General features: G+C 25.2%; 14 protein-coding genes. All 14 read left to right on the top strand.

What is annotated here, in order from left to right; genetic code table 4:
• Positions 1 to 281: 281 nt before the first annotated feature.
• Positions 282 to 1,880, top strand: a complete 1,599-nt coding sequence (locus tag AC27EK_RS02035; protein ID WP_487231689.1) for a hypothetical protein — start codon at positions 282 to 284, stop codon at positions 1,878 to 1,880.
• Between the two features lie 3 nt (positions 1,881 to 1,883).
• The gene (locus tag AC27EK_RS02040) at positions 1,884 to 2,924 is read left to right on the top strand and encodes an iron chelate uptake ABC transporter family permease subunit (RefSeq protein WP_487231690.1); all 1,041 of its coding nucleotides are present in this window, start codon (positions 1,884 to 1,886) and stop codon (positions 2,922 to 2,924) included.
• Positions 2,917 to 3,969, top strand: coding sequence for an iron ABC transporter permease (locus AC27EK_RS02045; protein ID WP_487231691.1), 1,053 nt, complete (start codon positions 2,917 to 2,919; stop codon positions 3,967 to 3,969). The genes AC27EK_RS02040 and AC27EK_RS02045 overlap by 8 nt, the downstream gene beginning before the upstream one ends.
• A 16-nt stretch (positions 3,970 to 3,985) precedes the next feature.
• Positions 3,986 to 4,819 carry an ABC transporter ATP-binding protein gene (locus tag AC27EK_RS02050; protein WP_487231692.1) on the top strand — a complete coding sequence of 278 codons (834 nt, stop codon included), beginning with the start codon at positions 3,986 to 3,988 and terminating at the stop codon, positions 4,817 to 4,819.
• Between the two features lie 109 nt (positions 4,820 to 4,928).
• Positions 4,929 to 6,140 (top strand): P-loop NTPase fold protein, encoded by a 1,212-nt coding sequence (locus AC27EK_RS02055; protein ID WP_487231693.1) that lies wholly within the window; start codon positions 4,929 to 4,931, stop codon positions 6,138 to 6,140.
• A 95-nt stretch (positions 6,141 to 6,235) separates the two neighbouring features.
• Positions 6,236 to 6,436, top strand: a complete 201-nt coding sequence (locus tag AC27EK_RS02060) for a hypothetical protein (RefSeq protein WP_487231694.1) — start codon at positions 6,236 to 6,238, stop codon at positions 6,434 to 6,436.
• Positions 6,437 to 6,562: 126 nt separating this feature from the next.
• A complete protein-coding gene (locus AC27EK_RS02065; protein ID WP_487231695.1) occupies positions 6,563 to 10,153 on the top strand; it encodes a hypothetical protein in 3,591 nt (1,196 codons plus the stop codon).
• A gap of 40 nt (positions 10,154 to 10,193) precedes the next feature.
• Positions 10,194 to 11,549, top strand: coding sequence for a hypothetical protein (locus AC27EK_RS02070; RefSeq protein WP_487231696.1), 1,356 nt, complete (start codon positions 10,194 to 10,196; stop codon positions 11,547 to 11,549).
• Position 11,550: 1 nt separating this feature from the next.
• Positions 11,551 to 14,631 carry a hypothetical protein gene (locus tag AC27EK_RS02075; protein WP_487231697.1) on the top strand — a complete coding sequence of 1,027 codons (3,081 nt, stop codon included), beginning with the start codon at positions 11,551 to 11,553 and terminating at the stop codon, positions 14,629 to 14,631.
• Positions 14,632 to 14,633: 2 nt separating this feature from the next.
• A complete protein-coding gene (locus AC27EK_RS02080; RefSeq protein ID WP_487231698.1) occupies positions 14,634 to 15,296 on the top strand; it encodes a hypothetical protein in 663 nt (220 codons plus the stop codon).
• 68 nt (positions 15,297 to 15,364) lie between these two features.
• Complete coding sequence (tsf, locus tag AC27EK_RS02085; protein WP_487231699.1) at positions 15,365 to 16,273, top strand: translation elongation factor Ts; 909 nt, start codon at positions 15,365 to 15,367, stop codon at positions 16,271 to 16,273.
• 12 nt (positions 16,274 to 16,285) lie between these two features.
• On the top strand, positions 16,286 to 16,996 hold the full coding sequence (gene pyrH, locus AC27EK_RS02090; RefSeq protein WP_487231700.1) for a UMP kinase: 711 nt from the start codon (positions 16,286 to 16,288) through the stop codon (positions 16,994 to 16,996).
• Position 16,997: 1 nt separating this feature from the next.
• On the top strand, positions 16,998 to 17,552 hold the full coding sequence (locus tag AC27EK_RS02095) for a ribosome-recycling factor (protein WP_487231701.1): 555 nt from the start codon (positions 16,998 to 17,000) through the stop codon (positions 17,550 to 17,552).
• A 14-nt stretch (positions 17,553 to 17,566) separates the two neighbouring features.
• The gene (locus tag AC27EK_RS02100) at positions 17,567 to 18,661 is read left to right on the top strand and encodes a phosphatidate cytidylyltransferase (protein ID WP_487231702.1); all 1,095 of its coding nucleotides are present in this window, start codon (positions 17,567 to 17,569) and stop codon (positions 18,659 to 18,661) included.
• Positions 18,662 to 18,667 lie beyond the last annotated feature (6 nt).

Here is an 18,667-nt window from a genome sequence, read left to right on the forward strand (position 1 = left end):
ATTTTTTAAATTACATATTAATTTAAATAGTTATTTAATATAGTACATATAGATAATATTCTATTTATTAGAAAAAGAAAAATTAATAAATTGATATCAATTTTTACACTCTTATTTATTTTCTTATATACTTTTTTTATTAGAACTATTTAACATAAATAATTCATTCCAAACAATCAACTTTTTACAATTTAAAATAGATGGTTCTATACATTTAATTTTCAAAAGAATTCTCGCACACGAGAACTAAATTTTTAAAATAATGAGAGCATAAAATTAAAATGAAATTAAAAACTATTTTAATCCCATTAGGTTTGATATCAATAGTTGCTGTTACTATTGGTTTGTCAGTGGGTTTAAGTCAAAACAAAACCATAACTAAAGATAAATATTTAACATCTGTCTTTAATACTATTGATTCAACAGCAGCCATGGGAATTCAGGCAGACTATATTGAAAGATACAAAGATACTACATATAATGCAAAAGGAACTGATCATGTAGTTAAATATATGTTAGAACACACTAACTTAACAAATAATCCAGAAATTTATTCCTTTAAAGAGCAACCATCAAAATATGAAAAATTAGGTATTAATACAATTGCAACATCTGCTGATAATTTACCTACTACTTTAACTGAATCTGTTATTAATAAAATAGCAAATTTAAATAATAATAGTACTGTTTCAGATAAAACAACTCTGTTTAATGAAGCTAATATTGGAGATTTAAAAAAACTTATTCAAAATAAGGTTATTTTGAACGGTGTTTTTTCTGATAGAAATGATATAGATCAGCTAAGAAATAAAACTTTTAAACCTACAGTTATTAATTCAAAAACTGGTGTTGTTTTAAATGATGAACAAAAAACAAGATTAGGAGATCCCAATTTCAATACAGAAATGGGATTAAGTGAAACTACAAATCAAGAAGATCTTGGTCAATTTTATAATTGATTTAACGATCCATATAAAGTATTTGAGGCTTTTGCAGAATCTTTTGAACAAACAAATTATTCTTTTGATTCATTCACTTGATTAAAAAATAAAATCACTAATAAACCAAATCCAACATCTTTCTTAGATTATGCAACTGGGGTTAATAAATCTATTGCGGATTATGTAAGTAAATTAACTAATTTATTTAAAACAAACATTAAAGATAAAAATTTAACCGCTTTATTTATAAAAAATGAATTTACGTTAAATTCAATTAATAAATTAGATGAAAAAGGTCAAGAATTTATAATGGAGCAACCTGCGCTTCATCCTGTTTATTATAGTGATCCAGAAAATACTAACTTACCAGGATTTGGTTTTAGATTTCCTGAACCAAATAAAGATAAAAATGATAAATATTATGTTCCATTTGATAATTGATATGAAATAGGTTCAGCTAAAACTGATGGCAAAGGAAATGCTGTAATTTCTAACAAACTATCTGCTGCCTTTGAAGGAACTGCTGATTTTATTTTCTATTTTTATGATTCTAATTTATTTAGTGAAAAAGATGAAAAAGCACTTAGAAAAACTATTTACGAATGAACTGATAAACCAAATTCAACAAATAAAATTGTTAAGATGTTAAAATCAACTAATAAAACTCCTGGAATACAATCTAGAGTTATTCCGTTAGATATGAATATGATGTATAAATCTTCATGAGGCCCAATAGGAACAATTACACAAGCAAGAAGAATGTCTTATGTAATGGATCATGTATTAAATACAAACAAATCTTCTAACATAAAAACGATATCTGATGGTATGAATTGAAAACCATTTACTAAATCAGAACTTAATAAAATAAGACCAAATAACATAGAAACGGTTAATGCTTTTTTAATCAAAGCGCCTATTCAGAAAAAAATAATTTAAACAATGTATAAAAATCAAGCAACAGTTTCAATTAACAAAATAGTTAATAATCAATTTATAAGCAATAAGACAATAACAAAAAGACAAATATCTTTAATGGTTTTTTTGATTGTCTTGATTATTTTGACAATTACTCTTAACTTTTTTTATGATGGAATTGAATTTTTAACGTTATCTGAATTAACAAAAAGAATAAATGAAAAAGATGTTCTGCAATTATTTTTGCCGGTTTCATCTATATTTGTAGGACTATCATTACCATTAGTTGGTTTATCATTACAAACGACTACAAGAAATAATTTTGCTGAGCCAACAACATTGGGTTTTTATCCTCTTATAACAACGGGATTTATGATAACTCAATTTTTAGATACTATGTTTCAATCAGATATGTTTTATTTAAATTTCATATTTGGATTTGCATTTAGTTTCATAATAATAGGAATTAATTTTTTGATGGTTAGAAAAAATATCAAAAAAAATGCATTTAAATCTGTTTTAATTGGTTTTGCAATTGGAGCATTCTTCACCGGCATAAACGCAATACTAGCTGAAAAGTTAAATGGCGTTTCTATTGGTGCTGTTGATTACATCACAGGAAGCATTACAAACAATCCAACAGCCTTACTAAGCGGTTGTTTAATTATTACAATTGCTTCAATAATACTTTTCTTATTAGCGACAAGATTAAGTATTATTGCAAAGGACTATTTATTAGCAAAATCGTTAGGTATTAAAGTAGATTTAATATTTTGAATAGTTGCTATTTGTTCTGTCTTAATAGCTGTAAGTTCGGCTGTGTTATTTTCTGGGGTGATGTTAATAGGTTTAATAATTCCATATTTAATTAGATTTTTATCGGGTTCTAATAATCTTAATTATTTATTACCAGCATCTTCAATGTCTGGAATAGTTTTATTAAGTTCTGCTACTTTGGTGGAGAAAAGAGCAAATTTAAATATTAATTTCTTTATTTCAATTTTTACATTATTCGTTTTTATATTAATAATAGTTTTTAAAAAAATAAGGAATAAATATGCTTAATAAATTAACTCCTTTAAACAAAAATAAAATATTAATGAGAGAATTAAAATCAAGATTTTTTATAAAAGAAAATCAAACTTCAATATTTGCAATTTTGATTTCTTTATTTTTTGTTTTTATTCTTGCTGCGTTAGTCATTTTTGTAAATTTAAATGCTGTTGGATTGCCGGCTAATTCGAAAATAAAATTAGATATATATAGAGTATTACAAATGATATTAACTGGATTCTCATTAGGGGTTGCTAGTTATCTATTACAAAGGTTGTGTAATAATAGATTAGCAGATACTTCTATTATGGGTCTTGGTAATGCTAATTTATTATTATTAATAGTAATGTTATTACCTTTAAATTTAGAAGACCAAAATGCTACAAGCACTATTGTGTTTTATGCTTTGAAACCATGAATATTTATAATATTTAGTACTTTGATTACTTTAGTATTTAATTTATTCTCTAAAGAAAAAATAAAACACAATATCACAAAACTTATAATAGCTGGTATTTTAATGAATTTTATTTCAATGGGAATAGCATTTAGTGTTAAAACTAAATTAAATATACCTGAGAATAATTTAATAAATGATTATTTAATGGGAAGTATATCTTCAAGATTAGATGATTGAAACTTATTTGTTCCAATGACTATGATATTTATAGCTACTGTTTGACTTATGATTAATTCATATAAGATTAAATTATTAATAATGAATCCTGATATTTCACATCAATTGGGAGTTAATAATAAATCTATAACAATGCAAACATTAATTTGTATTGGAATATTTGTAGGATCTTCTTACAGCATGAGTGGAGATTTCGTTTTTGTTGGTTTATTTGCTGGAAATATTGCGTTTGGTTTTTCAAGAAATAAAATATCAAACGGAATATTAACAAGCGGATTTATAGGTTCTTGCTTAATATTAGTAGTTTATTTTATATTTGAAAACTTAATCAATTTAAATCCAATAAGCATTGTTCCAAAACTTATACCTGTAATAATAATTCCATATTTTTTATATATACTTTTAAAGAAAAAAAAATAATTTACTAAGGAAAAAAATGAAAAAAATTTTATTTGAAATAAAAAATATTAGTGTTGAATTCGGTAAAAAAACTATTCTTGATGATATTTCTATGAATATAAACGATGGAGATTTTTTAGTTATTTTAGGTGAAAATGGATGTGGAAAATCTACATTAATAAAAACACTTAATAAAATTAATAGTCCTTCAAAAGGAAATATTCTTTTTAAAAATAAACCACTTTTTAGTGAAGAGAAAAACATCATTAAAAAGATGAGTTCTTATTTTGATAAAAAAATAGTTAGTCAAAAAGAATTAAGTTTAGAAATATCTTATGTGCCACAAATATCAGATTTTCCAGAAGAAACAACAGTTTATGAATTTGTAAAAATGGGCAGATTTCCATATGCCAATTTTTTAGGTATAAATTTAGATTTTCAAAAAGAAGAAAAAATTATAGACGAATCTTTAGAAAGAATGGGAATTTTAAATCTTAAAAATAAATTTCTTGTTGATTTGTCTGGTGGTCAAAGACAAAAAGCTTTAATTGCATTATCAATAGCACAAGACACAGAAACAATAATTCTTGATGAACCCACTAATCATTTAGATATTCATTCACAACTTGAAATTTATGATCTTTTAACAACTTTAAATAAAGAATACAAAAAGAATATTATTCTAGTTACACATGATCTTTCTCATGGTATTAAATATGCAAACAAAGTTTGTTTCATTAAAGAAGGAAAAATAGAAGCATTCGGAACGCCAAAAGAAGTGTTTACAAAGAAAAATGTACTTAATGTTTTCGGTGTTAATGCTGTTTTTTCAGATAATGAAATATTGAATCTTGAATTACCAAAAAAATAAAAAGAAGCTGTTGCTTCTTTTTTTTCAATTTGATTGATATATTTTTAATAGCTTAAATTAAAAATATAATTATTTATAGTAAACAATTCTATCAACTTAAGGAACTTCAATGAAAAATAAACAAAAAAAAATAATTGGAAAAGAGGAATTCGATCGTTTTATCAAATTTTATAAGAATGATGTTAAAAATATGGTAACGAAAAAATACGATTTTAAATCTAAAAGCGTTATGGTTTCTTCTGGTTTTGGAAACGGAAAAACAACATTAAAAAATAATTTTAATGAATATTTAAATGAAAACAATGATGAAAATACTTGAATATTTGACATTAACATTTGACTTAACCAATACAAAAGACCAGCACACATATTTTTCATGGAAATGGTTTCTGAAAATTTATATCTAAAAACCGAAATTTGAAAAAATTTAAAAACCGAAATTTCAAATTATTTCAAAGAAAAAATTCCTGGCTTAAAAAATATAGCTGATATTTTTTTTAAAAATTCCACAAAAGATACTTATGAGGAAATAAAAGATCTTTATCAATTTGAAAATGTATTTAAAATTTTCTTGGATTTTATTGAAAAAAAGAATATAAAGGTAATATTTCTTTTTGATGAATTAGAAAGATGTTCTAAAGAATTTATTAATTTGTTCTTTTCAGATTTTCAATTAATATTAAATAATGAAAATATAACTATTTTTACATTTACAAAAAAAGAATATCTAAATGAATTATTTAATCAAAGTGCCTTTTCAGAACCTTATATTTCTAAATTTTTCAATCTCGATTATTGATTAACTCCTTCTGTTAAAGAATATTTTTCTAATCTTTTTGAAAAAACAATATTATTTGAAAATACTCATTCTTCATTTGGAAATGCTTATTCTTCTTCATTTCCGTTTTCAACTACAAGCGCAAACAATTATTCACTTATAGAAGAAGAAAACATATTGACTAAAGAATATATCAGTTTTAGAGAAATAGTTAGAGCGGAAAAATCAACTATTTTAATTTTTAAATATTTTTCAAAAGAATTGAAATATTCAGACCCGAGAATTACAAAATATTTCACATTTTTAATTTTTTTAAACATTAAATCAAAAGGAATGCTTTATGATTGCGATTGAATTGAAGAAACATTACTTGAATATTTCTCAGAAGAAACAATTGATAATTTGCAACCAATTCAAAATTTTCAAGAATTTGATGAAACCTTAAAAAAAAATAATGGAAATAAAGTTTCAAACGAATTTTCTGTATGAAAATTAATAGAAGAATTTAATAAATTTTTAACCTCTTGAAGGGAAAGAAAATAAATTAAATGAACAATATAAAAAATAAATAATATAAAAATGATTTATGTATTATAATTTTGCTTATATAAAAATTATAAAATTTAGGATATAAAAAAATGAGTAATCAAAATTCAAATAGATTAATATTTTTAATATTAATGATATTTACATGATTCGTTGGAGCTATATTATACTTAGTATTTATCAAACCTAAAGGTATTGAATTTATATTAGTTATTGCCGCAATATTTATTCCAGTTATTCCAGCTGTTGTTTTATTGTTAAATGCTCTTGATGTTATCAAATTAGAAAAATAATTATTATTAAATAAAATTATATTAATTAACTTAAAAAAAGCAGAAATTTCCCTTTTCTGTTTTTTTATTGTAAAATACATTTTACATAGTATGTTTGGTTTTAAATTTCAATATTAGGAATATAATATGAGAAAAATAAAACTTAACAAAAAGAAAACATTAATTACATCTACTTTAGCAGCATTAACACTTATACCTGTTGTTGCTGTAACTTCAGTTGCTTGTGCTGACCAAAATACAAAGCCCAAAACAACACCTGAACAACTATTGAACTCTGCTCTTGGCGCAGAAAACATAAAAGCGATTAATCAAAATACAGTTTCAGTTGAAACTATCAACGGAACTAGTCTTAAAAAAATTATAGAAAAATTGAACTTCCAAAACTTAAAGAACATTAATTGAAAAAATGTTATTTTCAAAATAGTTTCTTTTGACAAAAAGCTTGGAACAATTGTCTATAAAATTTTATACAACAATAAACCAATTGAAAATAATAAAAGTTATTTAATTGGAGGTTTTCAAAAAGAAACAAATACTGAAAACAATCCAAACACAAACCCTCCTATTGTTAATCAATTAAAAATTACAGTTAGTTCATCAACATTATTAAATGATGGAACTGACACTATTACAGCGTCTATTAACACTGATCAATCAACTAATATCAAATGATTTTATGGAGATAATAACACTTCAACTGTCACAACAAATTTAGAACAAATAAAAAATAAAACATCTAACAACATTTTATTGAATTCTAACTTATTTGGTAACAAGACCTTAGTATATTTATATGCTGAAATCAATAATAAACTTATATGTCTAAACAAACCAATTACTATAGTTTCGGTTCCAAAAGAATCTGAAATTAATTTAACACTAAATAAAACTACATCTCCTGATACAACACCGATAATTGCTACAGTTAGTGAAAATCCTGTTCCTAATGGAACTTGAACTTATCAATGATTTTTAGGAACTTCTTCTACTAATAAAAAAGCAGTAATAGGAGAAAATTCTAGAACTTTAAGTATTAGCAAAACGTTAGCAAAAAATGCTAACAAGGTTTGAGTTGAAGCAACTTTAACAATTGATAATAAAACTGTTAAATATTCACCACAACCAAAAGAATTTACTTTTACACAAAATATTTCATCTGTTATTAATACTTTACAAAATCAATATACAGAAATTAATAACACTACAATTAAACCACTACCTGCAGAAAAAGCTTCTGCTTCATCATTTACAGATAGTACTGGAAAGATAATTCCAGTATCTAATATTGATCTTTCAAAATCCACATCTTTATTAAATTTTTTAAAAACAAAATTAACACAACCTATTACATTAGAAATTATTAGAGCTCAAGAAAAAGAAATACTAGCTGATGCTATTAAACAATTGGGTGAAAATAATGTTCTTATTCATAATAAATTAACAATAGATCCATCCTTATTAACAGTTTCTGGAAGTATTTTCTTAAGATTAAAAAATACTAAAAACTCTGTTGTTAACATACAAAATTTTGCTAACACTCAAAAACCAACATTTACTATTCAACCAAATTCAACACTTTATTTGGAATTTGAATTCGAAAATTCTGAACTTGTACCACAAGTAAAAGAAAAAATTGCAACCCCATCAACTCCTGTCGCTTTTGCAACTCCATCGACAGGCGGAACTCAAACACCTCCTTCAAAACCTATTAAAACTTTTGAACTAGGTTTATCAGTTAAAAATGTTTTAATTAAAGAACAACTTAACAATGAACATATTGTTCAAAATAACATTAATGAATTTAATTTAGATACTTCATTTACTGCCTTAAATGCAGAAGTTACTAATGTTTCAGATAACTCTAATCCTGATTTTTATAATCCGGGAACACTTATTACTAATTTTGAAAACAAAATTACTAATAAAGATATAGAAACTTCTATAACCGCTCATTTAGACAGTGAACAACAAAGATTTATTAACTTAAAACAAACAGTGGTTTCTTCATTAAAAATAGTTGAATTAATCACAGGAGAATACAGACCTGCAAATGCTACATGAGCAAAAGGAGAAAGCCCTGCTTTATTTCAAATTCTTCAAAACTTAGGAGCAATTCTTGGGCCTATGCTTAAAAATACTAATCCTGATTTAGGTAACTTCTTACAAGAGATATTAAGTAATAAATCGGGTGGAGAAATAGGAAAATCAGCAGCATATCAAAATTATATAAAGAAATTAGGTTCTGCTGGAACTGCTCTTGGATATATTTTTTCTGGAGATAAAAACCCTTGATCTTGATTTGCAAGTCTTGGCACACTTGGATTCATAATACCTAATACAACAATAAATGGAATAATTAATTCTTTACCTAATTCAGCAAAAACTCCAGAAATGAAATTGATTTTAACGACTCTTTCAAATTTTTTAACAAAAGATTTCGAAAAAGGCTTAGTTTCAACTTCAGGAACATCATCTAATTGATTTAATGGAAATGTGTTTAAAACAATAACATCTCCAAGCATTATAAATAAACTACTTTCTTACTTTGAACCAAAAGGTCAATTAAGAAAAATACTTCCACCTACATATACTAAATATATTGATATTATAATTTCTATAATTAAAACAAAAACAGCACAAGCTAATTTCCAACCAGAATTAGAAGCAGCTATAAAATCATTATTAAATGTTACTGTTGATGGTTCAACATCTCCTATTTTATTAAGTGATTATTTAGAAAACAATTTGACAATTACAAATTCTGGTTCTATAAGTCTTGCAACAAAAGATGGAATAACATATAACAAAAATATTGAATTTGAATTTGTTAAAGGAGCTTCGCTTGATTTAACTGCAATTAAAAATTTAATTGGACCTCTTACAATTAAACAACTATCAGATATTTTGTCAACTGAATTAAATATTAATATATCTGACATTATTGCTAAAGCAAGCAAGTGATTAAACATAAATATAAACGGAATAAATTTAACTGAATTAATACCTAATTCATTTTCAATTTTTGCTGGTGAATCAATTACTTATAATTTAAGTTCGAATAATCAAAAACCAATTATTGAATTTAATCCAACTACAAAAGAATTAGAATATAAAATTCCAGTAATAAACAATGTATACTTTAATTTAAATCAAGCTACTAACAATCTGTTGAATGGAATATTAACAAACTTATTAAAAGTAATTCCAAAAAATTTAAAAGACACTGTTGAAGGTTTATCTCAAGTTGTAAAAAACTTTTTAAATAATTATGTTGGAAGCACCGAAAATAAAAATAATGGACTTATAAGTTCTGTAGTAAGTTGAGTAGCATTAAATGCAAAAAACAACTCGTCTATAGAAAATTTCGATTATGATTCAATAAATATTAATTCTGTAGTTGATGTTAAAACTCCAAATACAACTATTCAAAATTTAGTTAAAAAAGATCTTATTGATTCTATGACAAACAATAGTTCATTAACTCTTTCACAACAAACAAAAGAAACAATAATTAACAACTACTTAACTTATGACAAAGCAGAATTAGGAACTCCAGAAATTATAACAACTGCTTATTACAAACCTATTGTTGATATTTCATCATTACTTACAAAAAATGAACCAAGTTTTCAAATAAACATTTATTTTGCAAAACCAATTGTCAAAAATACTGCAACAGGTCAAGAGATATCAAATTTTATTAAAATAAATATTTAATAAAAAGATTTATAATTTATATATTAAAGGTCACAAAATTATGAAATTTACTAAGAAAACAAAATTGATTTTAGCTACTAGTTCTTTAATCACTTTAGCAGTGGTTGTTACTCCGCTCATGACTAGTTGTTTTAACAATGTAGCTAACAATAATTTGAATATAGAAAATATTCAATATAATGTTGTTTCTAAAAAAGCTAAAGGATACTTTAAAGATAATATAGGATCATATTTAAAAACAGTATCTCCACAGGTTTTATTACAAAAAATAAACGAGAATTATCCTGAATTAAAAATTAATCCGAATGATAATTCGATAATTTCTGTTAATTTTGAAACAAATTTTGTAATTGGAAATAATCAATCAAAAGATGGCATTCTTGAATTTAAAATAAGAAAACAAAATTCTCAAGAAGGCACATTATTAAAAATTACTGAAGTTGATTCTTTACCTTCAGTAATTAATAATGCGAAACCTCCAAATTCTTATAATTATACATTCACGCAAAACCAAATATTCGGTGATCTTAATACTCAAACTATAGAAGAAATTAAAGCTTTAACCATTTCAAATTGAACTAATTTATTATCAAATTATAAAGATCCTACAAATCCTGACATTGTGCCCTTGCCCACTGGTTATTCTTTAAAACAAGAACAATCAAATATTTTTAATCAATTGAAATTCATAGCTACTGGTATTTCATCAACCGGGATAGTATATAATATAAATATCATTATTAACTTAAATTCTTCTTTTGAATTTAATGTTAATGCAAATCAATTATTAACACCAATCGCACCTGAAACGAAAATAGTTTTTGATGAAATGTTTGGGCTAATAAACAATCCAAAATCATTAATTGAGAAATTAAATATGTTGCCCGAAATTTCTAAGACACCTATTGATTTAAATGTCTTAGATGTTGCCACTAATCAATTAAAAAACTTTAAAATGAAATCAACTCAAAATTCTATAATTTTGAGTTTTGCTGATCAAACAAATAAATACATTGTAAATATTAATGATCTATGACAAAAACCAATTGTTAATTTCGGCTTCAAAAAAACATTTGGAATTGTAAAAAAACTTACAGAGAGTGAACTAAAAAATCTTCAAACTTTATCAACATTAACATCAAACGAAGCAAAAATCGAATTTATAAATAATTATTTAATTCTAAATGCTCCAATTACTTCAATAATAAAAACTATTGATTTAAATGTTAATTACATTCCGCCAACTCCAGTACAGCCCCAAAATCCAACTCCTGGTCCGGTTGTTTTCGCTAAAAAACCTCAAATCAAAGCGACTTTAACTTTAACAATCACTTTTAATGAAACAACGAATTATTTACCTTTCACAATGACTATTAAACAAAACGGAGGAGCATAGAATGTTTAAAATTAATAAAAAACTTATTAAAATTTCTTCTGCTATTTTTTTAACAACAATAATAAGTGCAACGGTTTTAATTTCTACTACAGCATGTGCAAATAAAAAAGAAGACATCTTTGCAAATGCAGAAACAAGAAATTACGATTCAACTCAGTATTTTCCATCGGTTTCTCAAGACGAATTCTATAATTATTTAATTGCTAAAGCTCCAAATTCTAATGAAGAAGTTTTAGCTAATGAATCATTAATCATTAATGAACTTGGTTTGCCTTTAAAAACCAAAATTGTTTTGAATAGCATTGTTGACAACAAAAAAACAAAAGAAATAACTTTTAATGTATTAAAACCGAATTCAGAAGGAGTTGCTGAATTCCCAGCTAAAGTTATTATTAATTTTAATAACGATACTTCAAAAGAAATTCCAAAATTAGATATTTTGAAAGATGAAACTGGAATTAATTATTGAAATCAAGAAATAAATACAAACACCAAATTAAACACGATAAACGCTTCTAACTATTTAACATCGGCGCCTAATAATGTTTATATACCAGTTGAAGAAAGTATTGCTGTTGAACAACCACTTGTTATTAATGCCTTTAATACTTTTAAAAACAATAAATCTAAATTAAAGAAAAATCTAGAAATTGATTTAAATTATAATCTTTCAAATCTTGTTAGATCAATAGCTAATGATTGAGGAACATTAACTTTATTATTAAAACCTTTAATTAATATTAATATTAATGTAAATCAAACAAATAAAATTAGCGGTAATGTTGGTTTTCAAGTATTAAATAGTACTCAAAAAGATCAAAACTTAAATTTATTTGGAGAAAATATTACTATTAAGCCAAATGATAATTTTGCTTTTTTAATTAAATTTAATAATTCAGATATTACTCCTTCTCTTTCTTCTGGTCTTGTTGAAAATGACAATTATTTAGGTTATACATATAGCAATACTATTATTGAATATCAAACAACCGGCTCAAATATTAAGAAAACAACTGAAAATAATTATGAATTAGATAGATCTATAATATTAAACACTGTCGTTACTAATTCATCAACAAATTCTGCATTTAATAATTATCAAACAATTTATGATGAGAATTTTAAAAAAACATTCGGGAATAATCCAGAGGTTGTTTTAGAAAAAAAACTTTCTACTCAAGTTTATTCAGATTTTAATAAATGATCTAGTGTGGTTGCTAACTTTCAACCTATTCTTGATGTATTGGCTAAAAACGGAACTATTGGAGAATTATTAAAATGTTCTGGTGAAAGTGTTGGATATTTAATTTCAACATTAACTAATAACAAAAATTTAGGAATTATTATTTCTAATTTATTATCTGATAAAACAATATCAGGATTTTTATATAATTCAGCGCCCGCCATTGTTTCTTATCTTTCAACCTTAAAAAGAACTCCAATTATTGATGCTATTTTAACCATGACTGATGAAAACATAATTGGAAAAACACAAAGTGAAGTAGTATCTCTTGTGAATTCTATAAGTTCTTTAAAATCAATGATAGAAACAATGTTAGACAATAGTGGCGCTTTTGACACAGCACAAACTACGTTTATTTTGAGTTTATTGGACGAAGTTGCTAAAGACCCAAACTTATTTGATTTCATTGCAAGTAAAATGAATATTATTTTAAATATTCTTGGAACACCATTAGTTGGTTCTGAAATGTATTATATTAAGAATATGATTGAAGGATTAATTGATTTATCAACAAATACCAATAATCCAAATGAACCAAAGAATATATTAAACACAAAAGTCTTAGACATATTAGCAAAACCAACAACAACTACTACAACCCCTGGAGCTCCTGTTGTTTTTGCGACTACAGGAACTACTCCTCCTGTTCAACCAACAACACCAACTGGAAATAAATTTATAGTTAATCTTGTTGCTTTATTAAGAAAAGTTTTATCTCCTCAACTTACTAATGGAATATTAGGTAAAGTTTTAACATTACTTGAAAACCCTCCTGCTAATTTTTCTGTTGTTAATTTAAAATCATTATTTAATTCACTTGCTTATCCAACAGTTAAATCTAATGGAAAACCGGTTCCTGGAATAGATACTCTTGCAGAAGCAATAAACAATTCTATTCAAGTAATCCCAGAAAATACTAACTCTGTTACATATAATGCTCTAACAAAAGAATTTAATATTAATTTAAAATATTATGTATCTTTCAGATATGACGTTAGTTTCTCAGTAACACCAGAAATAAAAAGCTTATTATCAACGATAATTGATCAATTTGCTCCTTCTGTTGGTTCTATTGCCACAAGCTTAATTGGTAACAACATAGTTTTAAAAGCTAATGATGGATTTGAATTTGGTTTTAGTGCCACAAATACAAAACTTATTAGTAATTTTGTAGGAAATCAAATTGATTGAAAAGTTGCTGGTATTGGTTCTACATCATTTAATTTATTAAATAGTGTAAAAGCTTCACTAACTTCTCTTGGTTCAACTATTGCTGGGTCATTTTTAAAACCATTTTTCGAATCTGTTAATAATTTTTATAGAGAAATTGATTTAAAAACTTCTAATCTCTTAAATCACTCATATAATGAAAATGTGATCTCAAAGGTTGATGGAAAAATATATGAAGTTAACATCGATGATGCCTTAACTCCAACAGAAAAAAATGAATTAAGAGCATTTTTACAAACTAAAACAATTTATAAATCTTATAAATATGAAAGACCAGAATTTGATGTTGATTTAACAAATGCCGAATTAAGTGGATTAAAAAAACGCTTCTTGCAATCATTTAATTTTCCAGAAAGTTTCCAACCATCATTGAGTGTTATCGCTTCAACTCCTGTTGGGACACTTCCTATAATGGATTCACAAGCAACACCAACCCCGGGAACTACAGTTGCTCTTGCAAAACCAACAACACCACCAGCAACACCAAAACCAGTTGTTCCAAATATCACTTATAAATTAGTATTTACTTTCCCGTTGCCTGTTTTACAAAAAATAAATAATACATATTTATTGTCAAATACATTTGTATTTACTTCAGCTTGAAAATAATTATGAATACAATTTATATAGATATAGGCAATTCAAAAGTAAAAATTTTAGAAAACAAAAAAATATTTTCATTAAATTTTAACGAAATTAAAAAATATATAAACAACAATCTTAAAACAAACAAGATTGTTGTTTCTTGCTCTAACAAAAGTATTTATAAAAAAATAAAAACTGTAAAGTCTAAAAATTTCATTATCTTAAATTCAGAATTAATAGTTTCTAAAATTAATATGAAGTTAAATATTGATTCAAAAGAATTAGGGACTGACATTGCATTAATATTGTTTTATTTTTGAAAATCTGAAATAAAAAATTATATATATATTTCTTTTGGAACTGCTATATTTTTAATTAATGTTTTTAACAATAAATTAATAGATTTATCAATTGGTTTTAATGAAGAAGTAAATAAGAAAACAATAATTTCTTATTTCAAATTAAGCGACAAACCCAATGAATATGAATTTAATAATAATTCATCTATTGATAGCTCATTTAAGATTTATATGAGAGGTTTGTGTAGTTATATAAATTTAGAATCAAAACCCACTTATATATCTTGCAATATTGAACAAAACCTCAAATTTTTCAATCCAATTTCTAATTTTAAAAAACTTGATAATTTAGTTTTAAAAAGTTTAGAAATATTTGTTAATTTTATATAAATTAACATTTATAATTAAATATAAGAATTTTGAAAAAAATAAAATCATTACAATAATAAGGAATAAAGATGACTAAAGCACAATTAGTTAAAGAATTAAGAGCAAGAACAAACGCGGGAATGAACGATTGTATTAAAGCTCTTGATGCTTCAAACAATGATATTGAATTATCAATCGAATGACTAAGAAAACAAGGGACTATTAAAGCTGCTAAAAAAGCAGATGCAGTTGCAACAGAAGGAGCGGTTGTTGCTGCTTCAAATTCTGATGGATCAAAAGTAGTAGTTTTTGAAATTAATAGTCAAACTGACTTTGTAGCTACAAACGAAAAATTTGTAGAATTCACAGAAGAAGTTTCTAAATCTCTATTAGAACAAGCTAAAAAAGATTCAGATATTGAAAAAGTAAAAGTTAATGGAAAAAGTATATTAACTGCAGGTGAAGATTTAACAGCAATTATTGGTGAAAAAATCTCATTTAGAAGAGCAACTATTTTAAATAAAGAAAAAAATCAAACTATCGGTTCATATACACACATGAATAAAAAAATTGCAACAGCTTTAGTTTTTGATAACGAATTAGATTCAGAATCAGCAAAACAAGTTGCTATGCATGTTGCTGCTATGAAACCTAAATATATTTCAAAAGATCATGTTGATACAGCTTGATTAGAAAAAGAAACTGAAATAATCAAAACTCAAACTCAAGAAGAAATCATGAAAATTGAAGATTCTAAAGTAAGAGAAGGCAAATTAAACAATATGGATAAAGTTATTGTTGGAAGAGTAAACAAAACTATTAAAGAAATTTGTTTATTAAATCAAAGCTTTATTATTGACCCTTCAGTAACTGTTGAAGAATTCTTGAAAAGAAAAAATGTAAAGATTTTAACTATGATTAACTACATTCTTGGTGAAGGTATTGAAAAAAAAGAATGTGATTTTGCAAGTGAAGTTGCAGAACAAATGAAAAAATAATTAGTGAAATTTATGGCTAGAAAAGAAACTATATTAATTAAAATATCTGGTGCTTCTTTAAAAGATAAAGAAAATACATTTGATATTTCTAAAATAAAAAATATTACTTCACAAATTAAAAAAATACAAGAAAAATATAATGTAGCTATAGTAGTTGGTGGTGGAAACATATTTAGAGGCAATTTGGCAGAAGATTTCAATCTTGCTGCTACTGATGCTGATTATATGGGGATGCTTGCTACTATTATGAATGGAATTATTCTTCAAAATAATTTTGAATTAGAAGGCGTTAAATGTAAATTATTTAGTGCCTTGGAAATTAATTCTGTTTGTAGTCCATATATAATAAGAAAGGCTGCAAAATCATTAGAAGATGGTTTTGTAAGTATTTTCGTAGCTGGAACTGGTTCTCCATTTGTTACTACTGATACAGGAGCAACATTGAGAGCTTGTCAAATGGGAGCTAAAACAATTTTAATGGGAAAACATGGTGTTGATGGTGTTTATGACAAAGATCCTAGACAACACTCAGACGCTAAGAAATTTGACAAATTAACTTATAGAGAAATATTTGACAAAGATTTAAAAGTTATGGATTTAACTTCTCTGTCTTTATGTCAAGATCATAATATCAAATTAGTTGTTTTCAATATAGATGAAAAAAACTCTATAATCAATGTAATGGATAAAAAAACACCTTTTACACTAATAACAAAGGAATAAAATGTTCGATTGAAAAAAATATGAAGAAGAATTTGATATTGAATTCGAATCAATCAAAGAATGATTCATTAAAGAAACAACAAAGTTACATGTTGGAAGAGCTACTCCTGCTCTTGTAGAAAATTTAAAAGTTGAAGCATATGACGAATTAATGCCTATCAATCAACTTGCAAATTTTTCAATACCTGATGCTAGAACTTTAGTAATTAAACCTTATGACAAGACTACTGTTAAAGCTATAGTAGCAGCTATTCATACAGCAGATATTGGAATAAACCCAATCGCTGATGCTGATCTTGTAAGATTAACATTCCCTGCACCTACAGAAGATAGCAGAAAAGCTTCTGCTAAAAAAGCTAAAGCGCTAGGTGAAGATTCAAGAATCAAAGTTAGAAAAATACGTCAAAAATTAGTCGATTCTTTTAAAAGAGAAGAAAACTTAGTTGAAGACGATAAAAAAGATTTCCAAAATAAAATTGATGCACATACCAAAAAGCTGAATGCATCAATTGAAGAAACACTAGCTTCTGTTATTAAAGATTTAATGACTATCTAAAAGAAGGCTCTGTTTTGAAAACTGGAATACATATTAAAAAAAATGATTTATCATTAAACGCAAAAAAATCAATGTTTCAAAGAATGTTCTCAGCAGCATTCATTTTAATATACATTTTAGGTATATTTATCATTGGTTCACTTTCTGATGTTATAAATCAATGAAGTCCATTATCTCACAACACAAAAATTGGGTTAGGTATTACTTATCTAGCTTATGTTTTTATTTTGCTTCCAATAACTGTTAAAGAAATATGTAATATATTTTTTAAATTTAGTAAAAGAGCACATGTGATGATATTCTTGACTATGTTTCTTTTAATATATGCTCCAACATTAATATATTTTGTTTATTACTATTTTGAATTGAATGTAAGTACTAATCTTTTAAAAACCATATTTTCTTCCACAATTGGTTTTTGTATTGTTCTTATGGTGCTAGTTAATTTAGTATTATTAACTATATATAAAAAATTAAGTTTTAAAAACTTATTAATATTGACCTTATTAGTTGGTTTTGTTTGTGGTATGTTTTTAGGTTTATATTACTTCATATTCCTTAGAGGATGAACAACTTTATTATTTTTGATGCTTATTGTCTTCTTTATGGATACATTTGCATACTTTGGTGGAATATTCTTCGGTAAACATAAAATGTCTCCAAAAATAAGTCCTAAAAAAACATGAGAAGGATTATTTATAGGAATGTTCATTACGACGTCCTTAATATTGTTATTATTATTTGCCTTCTCATTTATTCATAAAGGAAATATATTAGAAAACATTTTTGGAATGGTCTTTAAAAATCCAGCGCATCAAAATTATATAACTAACTCACCAAATAATAAGTTTATAAAAAACCCAATATGATGATTCTGAATAGTTATCATTTTAATAGGGTTATCAGTTGTTAGTGTTGTTGGTGATTTATTCTTCTCATGATTTAAGAGAACATATAAAATAAAGGACTATGGAAGAACACTTCCAGGTCATGGTGGTATTATTGACAGAATAGATTCACACTCATTCGTTTTAAGTTTCTATTTCGTTATAAGTTTTCTAATTTCAATTTCATCTGCAACAATTCAATTATTTCCAAATATTAAATAATGAAAG

The sequence above is a fragment of the Ureaplasma rhincodontis genome (assembly GCF_057537535.1).